Annotated in this window: 20 protein-coding genes and 1 tRNA gene; 6 read left to right on the forward strand and 15 right to left on the reverse strand. The window is 65.3% G+C overall.

Going from position 1 to position 16,204, the window contains the following annotated elements; genetic code table 11:
- Positions 1–799, forward strand: a 799-nt coding sequence (locus C1J00_RS21910; protein WP_146046231.1) for an IclR family transcriptional regulator domain-containing protein, incomplete at its 5' end; no start/stop codon positions are given.
- Between the two features lie 226 nt (positions 800–1,025).
- A tRNA-Arg gene (locus C1J00_RS21915) sits at positions 1,026–1,098 on the forward strand.
- Between the two features lie 71 nt (positions 1,099–1,169).
- Here the strand turns inward: C1J00_RS21915 and C1J00_RS21920 are convergent.
- From C1J00_RS21920 to C1J00_RS21970, 11 genes are all read right to left on the reverse strand, one after another.
- Positions 1,170–2,321 carry a tyrosine-type recombinase/integrase gene (locus C1J00_RS21920; RefSeq protein ID WP_102910778.1) on the reverse strand — a complete coding sequence of 384 codons (1,152 nt, stop codon included), beginning with the start codon at positions 2,319–2,321 and terminating at the stop codon, positions 1,170–1,172.
- Positions 2,321–2,503, reverse strand: coding sequence for a helix-turn-helix domain-containing protein (locus tag C1J00_RS21925; protein WP_062927388.1), 183 nt, complete (start codon positions 2,501–2,503; stop codon positions 2,321–2,323). The genes C1J00_RS21920 and C1J00_RS21925 overlap by 1 nt, the downstream gene beginning before the upstream one ends.
- Positions 2,496–3,779, reverse strand: coding sequence for a replication initiator (locus C1J00_RS21930; protein ID WP_102910779.1), 1,284 nt, complete (start codon positions 3,777–3,779; stop codon positions 2,496–2,498). Before C1J00_RS21930 ends, C1J00_RS21925 begins: the two co-directional genes overlap by 8 nt.
- Before the next feature lie 158 nt (positions 3,780–3,937).
- The gene (locus C1J00_RS21935; protein WP_102910780.1) at positions 3,938–4,183 is read right to left on the reverse strand and encodes a SpdD protein; all 246 of its coding nucleotides are present in this window, start codon (positions 4,181–4,183) and stop codon (positions 3,938–3,940) included.
- Positions 4,184–4,207: 24 nt separating this feature from the next.
- Positions 4,208–4,402: a hypothetical protein gene (locus tag C1J00_RS21940; RefSeq protein ID WP_102910781.1), complete on the reverse strand. Its 195-nt coding sequence runs from the start codon at positions 4,400–4,402 to the stop codon at positions 4,208–4,210.
- A gap of 15 nt (positions 4,403–4,417) precedes the next feature.
- Entirely contained in the window at positions 4,418–4,609 is a 192-nt protein-coding gene (locus C1J00_RS21945) for a mobile element transfer protein (RefSeq protein WP_102910782.1), read from the reverse strand.
- 2 nt (positions 4,610–4,611) lie between these two features.
- Positions 4,612–4,797: a hypothetical protein gene (locus C1J00_RS21950; protein WP_102910783.1), complete on the reverse strand. Its 186-nt coding sequence runs from the start codon at positions 4,795–4,797 to the stop codon at positions 4,612–4,614.
- 16 nt (positions 4,798–4,813) lie between these two features.
- Positions 4,814–5,473 carry a DUF2637 domain-containing protein gene (locus tag C1J00_RS21955; protein WP_102910784.1) on the reverse strand — a complete coding sequence of 220 codons (660 nt, stop codon included), beginning with the start codon at positions 5,471–5,473 and terminating at the stop codon, positions 4,814–4,816.
- 88 nt (positions 5,474–5,561) lie between these two features.
- Positions 5,562–6,938, reverse strand: a complete 1,377-nt coding sequence (locus C1J00_RS21960) for an FtsK/SpoIIIE domain-containing protein (RefSeq protein ID WP_102910785.1) — start codon at positions 6,936–6,938, stop codon at positions 5,562–5,564.
- Positions 6,938–7,294 (reverse strand): SCO3933 family regulatory protein, encoded by a 357-nt coding sequence (locus C1J00_RS21965; protein WP_030851889.1) that lies wholly within the window; start codon positions 7,292–7,294, stop codon positions 6,938–6,940. The genes C1J00_RS21960 and C1J00_RS21965 overlap by 1 nt, the downstream gene beginning before the upstream one ends.
- A gap of 164 nt (positions 7,295–7,458) precedes the next feature.
- A complete protein-coding gene (locus C1J00_RS21970) occupies positions 7,459–8,247 on the reverse strand; it encodes a GntR family transcriptional regulator (protein ID WP_020274970.1) in 789 nt (262 codons plus the stop codon).
- Positions 8,248–8,354: 107 nt separating this feature from the next.
- Here C1J00_RS21970 and C1J00_RS21975 point away from each other — a divergent pair, with 107 nt between their 5' ends.
- Genes C1J00_RS21975 through C1J00_RS46910 form a run of 3 tightly spaced genes read left to right on the forward strand, consistent with a single transcriptional unit; the run spans position 8,355 to position 9,614 of the window.
- Positions 8,355–8,762, forward strand: coding sequence for an NUDIX hydrolase (locus C1J00_RS21975; RefSeq protein WP_102910791.1), 408 nt, complete (start codon positions 8,355–8,357; stop codon positions 8,760–8,762).
- A 46-nt stretch (positions 8,763–8,808) separates the two neighbouring features.
- Positions 8,809–9,234, forward strand: a complete 426-nt coding sequence (locus C1J00_RS21980; RefSeq protein WP_102910786.1) for an ATP-binding protein — start codon at positions 8,809–8,811, stop codon at positions 9,232–9,234.
- Positions 9,234–9,614 (forward strand): hypothetical protein, encoded by a 381-nt coding sequence (locus C1J00_RS46910; protein ID WP_245936445.1) that lies wholly within the window; start codon positions 9,234–9,236, stop codon positions 9,612–9,614. Before C1J00_RS21980 ends, C1J00_RS46910 begins: the two co-directional genes overlap by 1 nt.
- Before the next feature lie 364 nt (positions 9,615–9,978).
- On the opposite strand, the gene C1J00_RS44725 is transcribed toward C1J00_RS46910, so the two are convergent.
- The 3 genes from C1J00_RS44725 to C1J00_RS21995 form a co-directional block, all read right to left on the reverse strand.
- Positions 9,979–10,863: a hypothetical protein gene (locus C1J00_RS44725; protein WP_146046232.1), complete on the reverse strand. Its 885-nt coding sequence runs from the start codon at positions 10,861–10,863 to the stop codon at positions 9,979–9,981.
- Positions 10,864–10,892: 29 nt separating this feature from the next.
- Positions 10,893–12,302, reverse strand: a complete 1,410-nt coding sequence (locus tag C1J00_RS21990; RefSeq protein ID WP_146046233.1) for an AAA family ATPase — start codon at positions 12,300–12,302, stop codon at positions 10,893–10,895.
- A gap of 505 nt (positions 12,303–12,807) precedes the next feature.
- Entirely contained in the window at positions 12,808–13,449 is a 642-nt protein-coding gene (locus tag C1J00_RS21995) for a hypothetical protein (RefSeq protein WP_102910789.1), read from the reverse strand.
- A gap of 143 nt (positions 13,450–13,592) precedes the next feature.
- On the opposite strand from C1J00_RS21995, the gene C1J00_RS48320 reads away from it, so the two are divergent.
- A protein-coding gene (locus tag C1J00_RS48320; protein ID WP_439333426.1) for an IS630 family transposase occupies positions 13,593–14,659 on the forward strand; the annotation gives its coding sequence in 2 pieces (ribosomal slippage) (positions 13,593–14,036 and positions 14,039–14,659; 1,065 coding nt in all).
- Between the two features lie 305 nt (positions 14,660–14,964).
- On the opposite strand, the gene C1J00_RS44730 is transcribed toward C1J00_RS48320, so the two are convergent.
- A complete protein-coding gene (locus tag C1J00_RS44730; protein WP_146046235.1) occupies positions 14,965–15,894 on the reverse strand; it encodes a hypothetical protein in 930 nt (309 codons plus the stop codon).
- Positions 15,895–16,204: the final 310 nt, after the last annotated feature.

Consider the following 16,204-nt stretch of genomic DNA (forward strand, 5'->3'; position numbering starts at 1 on the left):
CCCCGAGCCCGGTCCGCCCCCCACGGACCTGGCGCTCTGGACGGGCGCGTCCAAGCAGCAGCTGGGGCGCGGGTTCATCGAATCCCTGGCCCGGGGACTGGCCGTCCTCACGGCCTTCGGCGAGGGCAGGCAGGAGCTGACCCTCACGGAGGTGGCCCGGGCGACGGGCCTGGCCCGGGCGACGGCCCGGCGGGCCCTGATCACCTACGAACACCTGGGCCTGGTAGCCCCGGCCGGCCGCACCTTCACACTGACCCCGCGGGTCCTCTCCCTCGGCTTCCCGCCCCTGTCCCGCACTTCTCTCCCCGAGATCGCCCAGCCCCACCTGGCCGACCTGACGTCCCGCATCCACGAGTCGACGTCACTGGCGGTGCTGTCGGACTCCGGTGAGGAGATCCAGTACACGGCCCGGGTGGCCACGGCCCGGGTGATGAGCGTGCACATCACGGTGGGCACGCGCCTGCCGGCGTACCCGACGGCACTGGGCCGGGTCCTGCTGGCGGACACGGCCGTCGGCACCAACCCGAACCCTGGTGATGAAGGTGTCCTGGCCACGGTCCGCTCCCAGGGCTACGCCCTGGTGGACGAGGAACTGGAGGAGGGCCTCCGCTCGATCGCGGTCCCGATCCGCGACCGGTCGGGCCGGGTGGTGGCGGCCCTGAACACAGCACTCCACGCCAGCCGCCGCACCCCAAGGGAGTGCGTGACGGACCTCCTCCCGGAACTGACAGCGACGGCGACGCGCATCCAGACGGACTTCCATACGGCAGCGCGCTTCACACGCGTCCCGGCGTCGTGAATGCCCCACCGGCCCGACTCACGGCTCTGACGGGCCCGGCAGCGGAGGCCTGACGTTCCTCCATGCCACGCGCGCGCCGGGTCCCGGGTTCCTGACGTGTCCCCATGCCACCTACCGGCCCCGGATCCCGACATGACCCCCACACCCGCCCGACCCGCATCCGGTACGCTGACGCCTGTGGTCCTCCCAGACCACAGGCATGTCGCTGCTTGCGTCCGCTGCCACTGCCTTCGTAGCTCAGGGGATAGAGCACCGCTCTCCTAAAGCGGGTGTCGCAGGTTCGAATCCTGCCGGGGGCACCGGCCAAAAGGCCCCGGACCGATCATGGTCCGGGGCCTTTGACATCTACTTCTGACATCAACGCGGGCGGTCACTCGCGGATGGGTCGTCTCCTGAGCAGGCGGTCCATGTGGCTCATGGCTTCGCGCTGGGTGTCCTGGACGACGTGGGTGTAGACGTCCATGGTGATGCTGATCTGTGAGTGACCGAGGATCTCCATCACGACTCGGGGCGCGACTCCGGCCGCCGTGAGCAACGTGGCCGTCCCGTGGCGAGCGTCGTGCAGTCGGATCACACGGAGGCCAGCGGACTCGGCGACGCGGGTGAAGGAGCGGTACAGGTTGCGCGGCTCGACCGGGCGGCCGGTTCGTGTGGCGAACACGTAGCCCGACTCCTGCCACCTCTCCCCCGCCTTGGCACGAGCGTCCGCCTGCCGTAGGCGGTGCCAGCGCAGGGGCGCGATGCAGAGGGCGGGGAGAGGGACCGCCCGGCGACGGCGGCTCTTGGGGTCGTCGTCGTACAGAACGCCGCGGCGGCGCTGGACCTGGTGGCGGACGTACAGGACACGGTTGTCGAGGTCGAGGTCCGCCCAGCGCAGGCCCACGATCTCTCCTCGGCGGAGCCCCATGGCGATGGCCAGGACGAAGGCCGCGTAGAGCGGGTCTTTGCGGGAGGCGGCGAGGAAGTCGAGCGTCTCGTCGAGGGTCCAGGGGTGCAGCTCGGGTTTGTCCGTGCGGGGCGGCTCGACGAGCTTGGCGACGTTGCGCGTGATGAGTTCCTCTCGGCAGGCGGAGGACAGCGCCGAGCGCAGAACTCGGTGCGACTCTTTGGCCGTTGCGGCGGTCGTCTCCCTCTCCAGGCGGACGAGGAAGCGGCGGACGTCAGCGACGCCGAGGGATTCGAGCCGCTTGGAGCCGAGCAGGGGCACGAGGTAGAGCCGGACATGTGCCTCGTACTTGTCGAACGTGCTGAGTTTCCGCCGGGGCTTGATGACATTGTCCAGCCAGTACGGGAGCCAGTCCGAAAGCCTGGCCGACTTGGTGGGCACGGGAACGCCCTGGTCCACCTTGTCGAGCAGCTCACGACGCTTGGCGTCACACTCGGCCCAGGTCTTGCCGTAGGCGAACTTGCGGGCGCGGGTGCCGTCCGGCTGGAGGACGTAGACCGCGCACTGGAAGCGGCCGTCCTTGCGCTTGGTGATGGTGCCGGCGCCGTTGGGGTTGCGCTTGCGTTGCTGGGCCATCAGGCGGCTGCCTCCAGTTCGTGGGTGATGTACTCGCGGACAGCCCGCGCGGGGATGCGACGGCACCGGCCGATGGTGATCGAGGGCAGACGACGGGAGCGGATAAGGTCGTAGACGGTTGAGCGGCCGAGCTTCAGCCGCTCCATCACGTCAGGCACCGTCAGCAGTTCGTCGTCATGCATGGGTGGGCTCTCCTTCCGTTCCGGGGGCGGGTTCGAGGGATGCGGCAAGCCAGGCTTCGGTGTCCGAGAGGCCGGTTCCGGCGAAGGCCCAGTGCGAGAGCACGTACGTCGTCTCGGGCTCGGGTCCGGTGGCTGCTGCGGCTTGGGCGCGGCGCCATTCGGCGCGGGCGTCGCGGAGGGCACCGAGGGTGGTGGAGTAGCGGCGGGACTTGGTGGAGAAGTGGCCGCGGAATCCGAGCATGTGAGCCCACGCGCGCAGTCGGAGGTGTTCGAGGTCTTTGCGTGCGCCGAGGAACCAGGCGGTTCGGATCATGCGGCGGGCGTGGTCGCTGATGTCGAGCTGGGCGAGTTCGGCGGCGAACTTGAGTGGCCGGTCGAGAGCTCCCGTCGCGGTCTCAGCGCCCTTGGTGGCGTACTTGGCGATGTAGGCGGCAACAGCTCGTTCGGTGAGCTCCTGGCCGTCGTTGAAGTCGGCCGAGCGGATGGTGCGCACGTCGAGTTGGCGGCCGAAGGTGAAGGTGTAGGTGCGGCCGTCGATGACCGGGCCGTCCACCCGGACCTTGGCAGCGGCAGCGCGGATGGCGTCCGTGAGTAGATCGGCGGTCGCCCAGGTAGGGGGTGGAGTGTCGCCGCCGCTGGGGCCGTCGATGCGGATGACGGCGTGGAAGTGGACCGCGCCGCGCTTCTGGTACTCGGCGACCTTGGCGAAGGACACGCGGGCGTGCTCGCGGAAGCGCCGCTGAGACAGGCTGGCGCGTTTGGCAACCTCCCGGCGCAGATAGGTCGAGAAGCGCCGCCAGAGCGGACCGGCGTGGGCGTTCCAGAGCACGGCAGCTTCGTAGTCGTAGGTGTCCGGGTCGAGCGCGGAGCCGAGTACGTCGTCGTCCTGGTCGTGGTGGGTGCCGCAGCGGCAGGGGCGACCGCTGGAGGGGCGGTTGTGAACCGGGCCGAAGCTCGGCGCGGTGAAGGTGGCGAACACGCGCGGGTGCGTGGCAACGTGTTCGGGGGTGCCCTTACCGCCGCGCAGGCCGGAGGTGATCAGGTGGAAGGTGTCGCGGCGGTAGACCTCGGCGCAGGCCGCGCAGCGGGTCGTGCGGCGGTTGTTGCAGCGGACGAGGAGCTGTCCGGCCGGGAGGCTGGTCGAGTCGAGGCGGTGGAGGACGTTGCCGATCTCGCCGGTGCGGGTGTCGACGTCGTACTCGGTGCGGTGGCCGTCAAGGCGGATCGGGTGGGTGCAGCCGCCGAGTCCGGAGAGTTGGCGGAGGATACCCGGCAGCGTGCCCTGCGCGGCCAGGTTCGCGAGTTCCGGGAGAGGTGCCGGAGTGGTGCGGGTGAAGATGGCGTTTCCCCTTCTGACTTGCTGGGTCGGGAGGAGCAGGCGCCGGGGCGGCGAGATGCTTGGTCGTGTGCCGCCGCCCCGGAGGCCAGCGCGGTTCAGCGGCGGTGGTGGTCGCGGAGCATGGAGCGCAGGACGACGGCGGCGACGGTTACGGAGATGGCCGTGACGGCGACGGCCGCCAGGAGCGCGGTGAGGACGACCCCGCCGACGACCAGGGCCACGACGGTCTTCTGATCGATGGAGACCGACGGGAGCGAGCGCCGTACGGGTGCCGACTCGGTCGGGGTGTGGGTGTGCGCGGGCGGCGGGGTCGGGCTGTCGGGGTACTTCGGGAGGAACACGGTCAGGGCTCCTTATCTACTCGTCTAGGCGTGTGAGCCGTTTATGACGGTCACGCCGGAGCGCGTGCCGGACTCGATGGCGGGTGCGAGGAAGGTGCGGGAGAGCCAGAAGCCGAAGAGGGCGATCAGGACGACGATCCAGACGCGGACGCCGAGGAACCTGACTGCTCCCCAGGCGAAGAAGCCGAGGACGACGACAAGCGGCAGGCTGACGGTCACGGGGCGAGGGTCCTTTCAGCGGACGGGGCAGCGGTGGGTGCGGGCGGCCAGCTCGGCGGCGGCGCGGCTGTCGTAGTCGGCGGAGAAGCCGCAGCGCGGGGCGGTGCAGGCGGCGGTGTGTTTCTCGCGGCCGCGACCGTCGTAGGACGTGCCGACCTGGACGGGGCCGATGCGGCTGACGTGGCGGAAGCGCTTCGGCGCGGGCATGGTCAGTCCTCCTGTCGAGGGCTGGGGCGGGGGAAGTCGCGCAGGATCCGGGCGGCTTCCTCTGGATCCGGCGTGCGGTCGGCGGCTTCCTCGGCGAGGAGCCGGGCGAGCGCCGACCGACCGCTGACGGCCATCTCGCGGGCCGCTGAGAGGTAGTCGGCGGCCGTGTTGAAGCAGAAGAGCGGCATGATCTCCCTTTGCTGGTCAGGTGAGTTGGGCGGCTATGGCTTCGGCCATGGGCGGTGGGACGCCGAGGCGGGCGCGCAGGGTCGGTGTGTCGATGGCTGTTCCAGTGCGGGTGCGATGGTCGGCGGCGACTTTGCGGGCGTGCTCGACCAGGGCGGCCGGAACAGCGACCGGAGGCGGGGCCAACGGTGGGGCCGGTGCCGGGTCGGCTGCCGTCGTCGGGGGGTCTGGCGCAGGATCGGGCGCGTTCTCCTGGTCCTCGATGTCGTCAGGATCCTGTTGGTCCACGGCGTCAGTGGTCTCGTCGTGCGCTGTCGGCGGCGAGTGGACCAGGAGCGTTCCGCCGAGGAAGGCGACCGCGGGCCAGCCCGCCACGAGGATGCGCAGCCACGCCGGTACGTGATCCAGGTCGAGCAGGCCGGCGGTGGCGACGTTCGCGCCCAGGGACGCGGCGAGTGCGATCAGGAACCAGCACCACCCGGCCGCTTTCGCCTCTCCGGAGCGCAATCGGCGCCAGGCGGCGACGAGCAACAGGTCAACGCTGATCGGGTAGGCCCACGCCTTCCACCCGTCCTGCCCGGCCGCCGAGGCGACATCGTGCAGGTGGGCGAAGGACAGCGCGGCGGCGATGACCGCCTGAACGAGCACCGCATCGACGCGGGCCAGGTGGGCGCGCATGCTGCGGCTCCTTCCGAATTCGGGCATGGGAGGGGTAGGGACGTGGCGTGAGGCGGTCACGCCGACCGGGGTTGAGTGAGGACGCGGGTCAGTCGGCCACTGGCCGGGGCCGGACAGCCGGGCCCGGCGCCTCGACGGGCCGTACGGGCACGTCGGGCCGGAAGGGCTTGAGCGCGGGCAGGTCGGGGACCAGGTGGGCCCACTCACGGCAGGTCTCGGCAGCGTCGCCGAGGGACAGGTACGGCGTGCGGATGCGGGACCAGCCGCCGGAGGTGTCACCGGCCACGGCGAGGCCGGGCTGTTCGGGGGCAATGGCGCAGGCGGCCGTGACCGCTTCGGGTGCGATGTCGCCGAGCGCCATCTTCGCGGAGGCTTCGTCGTTGACGCGGTGGCAGACGCGGCCGGTCAACTGGGCCCGCAGCATGGTGGCGCCCTTGCCCAGCTCGGCACCGAAACGCTGGCCGCAGACCTCCAAGTAGATGCCGGCCGCGCGGCCGAGTTGGGCGAGGCGAATGAGCTGGGTGACCATCTCGTCCCGGCGTTCCTCGTCCTTCCTCGTGGCGACGAGGAAGAGTTCAGCCACCTCGTCCACGAACAGCACGATCGGGACCGGGCGTTCGGAGTCGGGCAGTCCCCAGACATCGGAGGTGATTTCCTCGGCCGGAGTGTTCGGGGCGATGCCTTGCCGGGCCTTGATCAGGTCGTATCGGTCCTCCATTTCTTTCACGAGCACGGGCAGCAGGTCGGCTGCCTGTTCCGGTTCGGTCGCCAGCGCGGAGAGGCGGGAGGCGAACGGCGCCAGCTCCACACCGCGCTTGCAGTCGATACCGATCAAGGCGACCGGCTGAGAGGCGAGTCCGGTGATCAGGTGCCGCAGGTACATGGACTTGCCCGACAGCGTGGCGCCGAGGGTGAGTTGGTGGGGCACAGTCCGGTAGTCGCGTATGAACGGCATGGCGTCCTCCCGCAGGGCCACCGGCACCTGAAGGAACTCGGCGTCCACCCTGCGCGGCATCCGCACTCGCCGCAGCACATCGAAGCCGACCAGCCGCAGCTCAACCACACCGGGCTTGATCGTGGTCACGTACACGGCGTGGACGCCCCAGGCGTGCCGCAGCCGTTCGGCCGAGGCGGCGACGTCGGCTGGTTCCTGCCCCGGAGCGAGCCGCAGACGGAGCCGCAGCCCGGTCGAGGTGGGCCGGATGATGCCCCGACGCGGCGGTACGGGACGGACCTCACGGCGGGTGGTGGCCTTGACCGCCAGCACCCGCAGCCGGGTGGGAGCCACGGTCAGGCCGCAGGCCTCCATGACCGAGCCATAGGAGCTGAGGAGCCGGGCCGTGGATATCGGCAAGCCGACCGTGGACCAGTACACCCCGGGATGCTTGGCGCGGGCGTAGGCGGCCCCGCCGCCGACAGCGGCGACAGGACCACCCACCTCCAGGAGCGTCGTCAGGTCGGTCATCAGGCAGCGGCCCCGGTGGCGGCCGGGAATGCGGCCGGTGTCACGGCGGCGGCGCGGTAGGCGATGCCGTGGCGCTGCTGCCCGTTGAAGACGCTCTCCCACGGCCGGGCCACCAGACCCGGCAGAGAGACCGGAGCCCCGAGCGTGAGCCCCTCGGACACTCCGCTCTCCGGAACGGTGACCTTGATCAGCGACGACTCGCCGTCCTCCAGGTAGACGACGCCGATCGTCATCAGTGCCTCTCCGCTGGTGGCGTCCTTGGCGATCTCGCCCGTCTGCCGGTCGCGGACCTTGGGCTCGGGCGCCTCGGTCAGCAGGATCGTCGCGGCGGAGGTCTCTACACGGATGGTGCGCAAGACTTCTTCCCATCTACTCGTCTATACAAGATGCGATATTCGAACCCGATCTCCGGGAACGGCAACCACCTTGCCACACAATTTGCCCACTCGTCTATACGAGTAAGCGTGTTGGGGTGTACGAGTTCGGAGAAGCACCCCGCGCACCACCGCCGATCAGGTACTCACGTCGCCGGGAGCTGGTACGACAGGACGTACGCGTCGGCCGCCATGACCGTGTCGCAGACCTCCACGGCCCTTCCCTCCTGGTCGAACGCGGTTCGGATCAGGTGAATGACCGGCACGCCGGAGGCCAGCCGAAGCGTCCGGACCTCATCAGGCGAGGGCATCCGGGCGCGGATCTCCTCCTCGAAGTGGTCGAGGCGGTGGCCCAGCTCCTCAAGCCGGGCGTAGATGCCACCGGGCCCGGGGTTCGGCTCGGCGATCGGCGTCCCCCGTGCGATGTCGAGGGGCAGATACGAGGTAGCGAACTCCACCGGCCGCCCGTCCAGCAGATACCGCCGACGCCGGGCGAGCACTCGCCGCACTGACCCGAGCCGGGTGGAGACGTCCTGGCTGGCCTTCTCCTCCTTGACCTCCAGGCTGTCCACCTGCGGGTGGCTGCCGGCTGCGTCGGCCTCGACGATGAACGCGGACTTGCCCTGCTCGCGGTGGCGCCGGGCGAACCGGTCGGAGGCGAGCCGCCTGACAGGCGGTCGTGGTCGTACGAAGACGCCCTTGCCGTGCTCGGCGTGCACCAGGCCCTCGCCCTGGAGGACAGAGAAGGAGTTGCGAACGGTCATACGGGAAACCCCGTAATGCTCGACGAGTTCGGCCTCGGAGGGCAGCTTTTCGCCCTCCTTGAATCGCCCACGGTCGATGGCCTCGCGCAGCTGGTCGGCGATCTGCCGGAAGACCGCACGATCGCTCGTGGGGTCGAGATCGCCGAGGAGGCCGGAGGAAAGAGAGGGCACGTGTACTCCTTTAGGTATCTAGACGAGTGGGCGAGCTTTGTTGCTACGGTGGAGAGCCTAGCCATCCGAGAGGGCAGAGGAACGTGAGCACCGACCGTCCGCACTCCGTGAGCGTCGCCGGAGTCATCGTCGACGACCAGGGCCGGGCCCTCTTGATCAAACGCCGCGACAACGGCCACTGGGAACCCCCGGGCGGAATCCTCGAACGCGAGGAAACCATCCCCGAGGCCCTCCAGCGCGAAGTTCTCGAAGAGACCGGCATCAAGATCACGCTTCCAGCGACCCTGACCGGGATCTACAAGAACATGAAGGGCCTGATCGTCTCCATGGTCTTCCGCTGTGAGGCCGCCGACGGCACACCCACCACCGGGGACGAGACCCGCGCACTGCGCTGGGCCACCCGCGAAGAAGTCATCGAACTCGCCGACGAGGCATACGCGATCCGCGTCCTGGACGCACTCGACGCGGTATCCCCGCCGGCCATCCGCGCCCACGACGGCGTGAAACTCGTCTAGCCCGAACCCGCTGCACATGGCGGCCTACCAGCACGAAGGAACTTGTATGCACGAGTATACGAGCACCGCCCGGGTCTGGGGACTCACTTGCCCAGGTTTTCCGGAAGAGGTCAGCCGGGCCCGCCGCTGGACGCGGGACATCCTGCGCGGATCTCCCGTGGCCCACGACGCCGAATTGATCGTGAGCGAGCTGAGCGCGAACGCGATCCTTCACACGGCGAGCGGCGGGCTGGGCAGCTTCCATCTGGCCCTCGCGGTCTCCCCCAAGGTGGTTGCCCTGTCGGTCACTGACGAGGGAGGGACTGGCACGGCCCCGAAGGTCGAGCAGCCGAGCGAGGACGCCGTGCACGGCCGAGGCTTGGGAATGGTCAGCGTCATCGCACACCGAGTGGTCGTCCACGGCAGCCACAGTGGCTACACCGTCACCGCGGAACTCTTCACGGACGCTCAGCCGGGAGGGCACCCGTGCTGATGGACAAGCCGCAGAGGGGATTCTGGTGCGAGTGCTGGACGCAAGACGTCAACGACGAGACGGGGTGGCCGGCACTCCGGGCATCCTTCGACGCCTACTCAGCACCGCAGGCTGACAGATGGGTAGCGGTCGCCCTGCGCACGATCTCACCAGCACTCGACCCGGACGCCTCCGACGAGGCCTGGGCGTGGCTCTACGACGGCCGCATCGATACCCGACGAGCCCTCTTACGCATGGAACCCTGCACGGTCTCTCTGACACACGCCAGCACCCGCATCACATGGACGATCCGACCAGTGGTCTTCCTGCCGATGGCTCACCGTCAAGGTGCCGATCTCCCAGCCTGCGCATACGACTTCACGCCCCACACCACAGACTGAGTTACAACTTTCTCTACTGGTTCAAGGCGGCTCGCTCCGCTCACCGCGCGCGGCCCGGCCCCCGGCCGGGCCTGCGCTCCAGTCTCCGCCCCCGCTCCAGCCCGGCCGACGCCCGTGCCGCGCTCAAAGCATGCAGTCGCCTGATGCCAGAGAAGGGGTACGTCGTGGCTGGGGCGGTCGGCTCCACGGCTTTACGGAGCCACTTTGGCGCGAGCCTCGAAGATCATGGCCCCAACGTCGTGCTTTACCGGGCAGGTCCACAGACTGCCCGACGCGCCGGAAGCTTACGGGGCCATGATCACTCGCGCCAAAGCAGCGCCACCCCAAAGCCGCTCCACCGACCTTCTAGTTTCGATTGACCTGATCAGACCACTCGCGACACAAGCTCTACAAATAGCGGCTCTCTCTCGACATCAACGAACTCAACGGAACTCATCAATGCCCGTTCCATAGTATCGCGATCTTCGAAACCCTTTCTATCTTCTCGGAATACCTGCGGGGCTGCGATCTTCAGGTATCGAATCAAGAGTGCACTGACATCATGCCCCGACATTTCTTTTCTGACATCATCAGAGGCACCTTCCTTAATGAAGTCGAGATACAACTTATAGAGTCGCTCCTCATTCCATCCATCACGCTCCGCTTTCCGCACGCTCGAAAATGAATTGCGCAGCAGGCTCTCATAATCCAGCACGAGCACGCCATTAGAGACAGCGCAGCATTCGGCGTACTTCTTGACTAGCGGGGCACCACCGGGTGCGCATCTCATGACCAGTCGCGCATAGAACAGTGACCTGAGAGCGTCAGACATTGCCGCCAACACAGCCGATGCTGCCAGGGCTCTAGGAGCCCTCAATATGACTCTGAGGACCTTTTCTATAGTTCTTACATTGAAGGCGTAAATCTCCAGAGATCCATAATCGGTGTATATCAGGCAATTCAGCCGAGGGAAGTTGTCCTGACCTACAGGTCCATAGTCTGCATCTGCAATGAAGATCCCGCTGCGTTGATCCGGGGCCATATCATTCACAATTTGGGCCACTGTTATTACACGCCCACGCTCGCCAATTAGATTTCCGTGCTCCGTTATCGTGGAGTCGTCAACGATAACGCGATCTTTCACCGAAAAGACTCGAACGTCATCACCGACACCCGCGCAATCCAAGAACCAGTGATAAAAATGGGCATCGACTTGACCTTCCACAATCACATCGCGAATGTCCGGCTCAAGTTCGTAGAGCGTAGCCAACGCCTCAGGGCGATACCGATTAGCGTCAGTCACTTATCCCCCAGCGCAGTCAAGCGAGCAAGTCTATCCGTGTTTCCGGTGATGATCTCGATAGAGTGTGTTGCAATAACAAATTGGACATTGCTTTTCTCAGCGCAGGCCAGAAGTGCGGTGATCAGCTTACGCTGCCATTTTACGTTCAGACTGATCTCCGGCTCGTCGATCAAAAAGAGCCGAGTCCCATGCCGGGCTTGAATCGTGTTTACGAGAAGGAGGAGGATTTGACGCTCACCCGATGATAGCTTTCCGGGAGGCAGCGGTTCATCGCCCCCGGCGTCAATCTGTATTCCGTTTCGTACAGTGAACCCCACTTCTTTATCCGTGAAGAATGTGTTCACTTGTTTAACAAGCGTACGAATCAGAGTCTCAGCCTCGTTCAGGGCATCCAGACGCGCGTCTTGCGCGTCCAGGTAGGGGCCCAGAACGTCCTCAGCAATTTCCAAACGGTCTAGGGGGATCTTCTCCAACACCCGCGAGAATGTGACGGCATCAAGCGGTGCAGCCAACCCGAATTCGTTGAAGCGTGAGGTTCGCTCAGCAAGGCCCACAAGTCGGCGCCTCAGGTTATCTCTGATTTCGTCCTTTTCGGTTGGTGAGCTACCTACGTTAGCGATTCTGCGCAATAGATCGAGATATACATTGTCAGTACTCCGTGAACCGCTGGCATTCCCGCTGATTACGAGCTGACGGAAAAGCTCATTCACCCGCCTGATTGCACTATCTAGCTCAACAGACAGGGATGTCCCACGAGTTCGACGTACCCTTCGCGCATCCAAGCCCTGATCGCCATCAATGCCCGGATCTTCAATATCGTCTCCGTGCATCCTTCGGTCATCTGCGAGGAAATGTGGAGCAATGTTGATTTCCGACAGGTAGTTGACGTAGTGGTCCTCACGGCTAAGATCCGCAAGTCTTGCAATTTCCCTGGGGGTCATACGAGACAACTCGCCTGCCGACAGGCGCCCCAACCTAGATGTGATGGCGTCCAGCTCCAGGGAAGACCGACGCGGAATTTTTCCTTGAGAATCCACTTCGTAGACTTCTTCTAGGATTTTTTCACCTCCAAAGTGCACCATTACGGTGCAGCCGGAGGGGTTGACGCTCTCTTTAATTGCCGTAATCTCATGGCCATTCATGAGGGTCACCCGGAAAAGCTTGAAGGGCGCATTAACAATGGCCGTGCGATGTCCTTGATTAGGGGAACTGGAAAGTAGGTTAAAAATAAGTTTGAGAATGGTGGTCTTCCCGCTCCCGTTATCTCCGTAGAGCAGAGAGACCTTTTCCCTTTCCGAAGGTTCGGACTCCCCCGGTCGGGCGAAGCTGATCGAATAGTCATATCGACCAAACAGATCGACGACCTCAACCTTGGAAATTCCGCTGTGCGGCCATGAGTAACTCACGTTAGCGCCATTCTCTTAGACCGGAGGACTATCCGGTATCGCCCTGAGGCACGCATCACAATGACGATAGCGCCTCAAGGCATGGTTTGGTGGCATCAGTGCAGATTGCGATCGGTCAGCCATCGCCGTTGCACGAGTCGCGCTCTCTGTCCAGAAACTGCTACATCCTGGCCAGCCTTGGCCGCATCCTCGCGACGGCGTCAGACGTAGCGGCCACCTTGCGACCACCGCTCGGCGGGGCCGGTAGCTCGGCTCGCTGAATGGCCGATAGATCAGCCCGGTAGGCGTCGACGACCACCCGGCCGAGGGTTGAAGAGGCCGTGCCAGACCCGTGCCAGATCGTGCGGGGAACACCGGGGAACCAGTCGACCCCCACGAGACGCCGACACCACTCCGCCGCAGGTCAGCCACGGAGCAAGCCCCAGATACCCTTAGCTTCCCAAGCTGAGAGCGCGAGGCCATTGCTCGTTGCCCATCCTGGGGACCCATGGCCGCGGAGCTCACATCACCCGACCGCGGGGGGAGGCGGCGTGCCTGCACTGTCGCGTTCGGCACGACGCCGGAGACGGTCTTCCTCCTGGGCCTCCGCGATGGCTTCCCACTCGTCCCGCTTGGCCTGCATGGACTCCCGCGCCTCCCGGAAGGCGTGGTTCGGTTCGGGCAGTGCCTCTTCCCGCTGCCACGCTCCTACGCACTCCACAGCATGAGCAATCACCCCGCGCAGCACTCCGGCACGGGAGCGGCCGTGGAAGGCATACACCAGCCCACTGTCCCACTCTTCCAGCAGGTTCATGGTCTCGTTGAGGCGGCGGCGCAGCTTCTTGTCCCGGATGACCCCGATGGCCAACCGGGCCGGCGCAATGAAATCTTGCAGTTTCTCATCCCACGCCTGTCGTGCCGCCGTGACGGCGGCGGTCGCCCCGGCGTCCATCCCCGGCTCCCATTCGCCTGGGACCTCCCGGACATGCTTCTGAAGATCACCAAAAGTCTCGGCCAATGTGGTTACGGCTTGGTCCTGCTTGGCCTGGAGGCGGGCCAAGCGGGCATCAGCCAGCGCCTTAGCCTGCGCCCGGTGTGTACCGAGGTATGACAATCCCGCACCCACCAGGGCGCCAACGAGTCCGGAGACGGGTGAGATCCAGTCCATGGTCGCCAGTCTGCTGGATGGCCTATTGCTCTGGCCGCGTGTTTCCCACAAACGAGGAGAAGTACCGGGTGAGTGTCTACTGAGGTTGAACTCGTGGAGTCGTAGGGGCTGACGACTCCTCGCCGGTGCGGTATCACCGGGGCATGCGCTATCCACAAGGGGGCGGGCTGACCGCCGAACGGCAGCAGTTCCGCGAGGAGTTACGGCTGAAGACCGCCGAGATGTTTGCCCAGGGCGAGGCGAGCTCGGTGATCGCCAGGGACCTGCGGGTCAGCGTCCGCTCGGTGCAGCGGTGGCGGCGGATGTGGGATGAGGGCGGTCCGCGGGCTCTGCGGTCACAGGGCCCGGCGTCGCTGCCGAGGCTGAGCGAGAAGCAGTTCGCCCAACTGGAGGCGGAGCTGGCCAAGGGGCCCGCCGCGCACGGCTGGGAAGACCAACGCTGGACACTGAGCCGTGTGAAGACGGTGATCGGCCGGCGCTTCCACCTGACCTACACGGTCCAGGGCGTGCGCAAGCTCCTGGTGCGCAACGGCTGGTCCTGCCAAGTTCCGGCCCGACGCGCCATCGAGCGGGACGACGAGGCGGTGGCCGGGTGGGTCAAGGAGGTGTGGCCCTGCGCGGAAGACTGGCGGCGGCCCGTGGAGCCTGGCTCGTCTTCGAGGACGAAGCCGGATTCTCCATGACGCCGCCGCAGGCGAAGACCTGGTCACAGCGCGGCCGGACCCCGGTGGTGCGGGTCCGCGGCCGTTCCCGCAGACGGATATCCATCGCCGCGCTGACCTGCTACAAGCCCGGCCACAAGTCGCGGCTGATCTACCGGCCACGCCGGGACGACGGCCGACGCGATGGGCGCAAAAGCTTCTCCTGGCGCGACTACCGGGACCTGCTGATCGCCGCCCACCAGCAACTGGGTGGCCCGATCGTCCTGGTCTGGGACAACCTGAACGTCCACAAGGCCGTCGGCCTGCGGGAGTTCGCCGCGGCCCGGGACTGGCTGACTATCTACTACCTGCCGCCCTATGCACCCGACCTCAACCCCGTCGAAGGGATCTGGTCCCTCCTGCGACGCGGCTGGCTCTCCAACGTCACCTTCTCCACCCCCGAACACCTCGTCCAGCGCATCCGACACGGCCTACGCCACATCCAGTACCGCAGCCACCTCATAGACGGCTGCCTTGCCGAGACCGGCCTGACCATTAGACCCACCTGAGCAACCCAGCGACATCACGAGTTCAACCTCAGTAACTGCGTGACAACGCCAGCGACGTCGGCGAACAGCCGCGAACGCCTGCGGACCATCAGCCCAGGTGAGCGCCGTACCAGCTCAAGGCAGCTCCCTCACCCAAGTTGCTTCGGGACAAAGAGGTCGTGGGTTCAAATCTCGCCAGGCGGTGGTACCCCCCGTCACAGCCCTGACGAAGAACATTGGCGACGACGGCCGACTTTCCCTGCCCTCACTCCCGAGGGTGTTGGTCAGGACCGGAACAGTACCGTAACTTTAGCCATTGAATGTCTCTAGTCTTCGCTCGGAATGTCGATCAATTCAAAAGGATCGGTGATCCTCGATTCTTTGTGCGGAAGTATCTTCAGGTCTGGCTGAATCATATACTTCGGTGATGGCAAGCCAGCGACAACCTCAAATGGCTCGCTGTCGCGCTTTCTGTCACCCACTTCCAACACACCCGACGCATCTCCGGTTTCCCATTCCACAAGGAGTTTGAAGCGGTAGTGACTTACGTTGGTGACAGGCACGACAACTAGCGACTCGGGGTCACCTTTCGTGACGCGATACGGAAACCCGCTCTTCCTCTCCTGCCCACTGTCATTTCTGCCGTCCTTGAACTTGAGCCTTGGTTCCCGTGCATCGAGGTCGACGGAGAACCTACTCATATTAGCATCGCCGCATTGGCCTAGAATCCTCAGCCGGAGTCCTTTCGGAGCAGGCTGCACCTTGACGGGTTTGATCTTTACGTTCTTAATCGTGACAGCCTCCGTACCCTTCCCCTGAATTAGTAGGTTTACGATGGTGTAGTTAGCCGCCTTGGCCTCATGACGTGCATTGAACTTGGAATCCAGATAATACGAGGGGTGTTCCGGAGACCAGCGCTTCTCAAATTCTTGCTTAATGATTGGAAGGGTTGGCGGTTTTAGATATACCACTCCTCCGCCCCCACCGCATGTATCCTCAGGATCAAGGGCCGACGCTTGAGCTGTAATGGGCACATCGCCAGCCGGATCATTCGGAGATAGCAGGCCTTTTCCGTAATCAACTGTCGCGCTAAACATATTCTCTATTACACCCGTGACTCCCCCTACTACTCCAGCGAGCACCGCGCCTGCAAGTAGTGTCTTCATTGGAGTCCCGAGACCCCCCGGTGGCTGATTTCCTCCATTTCCGTCGCCATCAGGCTCGTTCACGTTTCTGGACGTAGTCGCGTCGGCCATCTAGTTCCCCCTCCGGCTTGTAGCTGCGCCAGTATGCCGCTTCGACTGTCGATGAGGGGACACTTCGACCAAGGTACTGTCGAGTACATCAGCTGTAGATTGCGATCTTCCTGCCTGAGTGGCTTGCCCCTGGTAGTGGTTAGTCTGGGATCGAGCCTGGTGGCGGCGTCCTAGTTGGATCAGTGAGCTTCTTCGAATTGGCCACCGATCGGGTGATGGGCCGTGAAGCGCAACGAGCGAGGCCCCCGGGCTGTTGATCGAGATGTCTGACGTCTCAATCACGTTGCTCGGGGGCCTCGTTGGTCATCCA

Origin of the sequence: Streptomyces cahuitamycinicus (assembly GCF_002891435.1) — a bacterium.
Taxonomy (GTDB): Bacteria; Actinomycetota; Actinomycetes; order Streptomycetales; family Streptomycetaceae; genus Streptomyces; species Streptomyces cahuitamycinicus.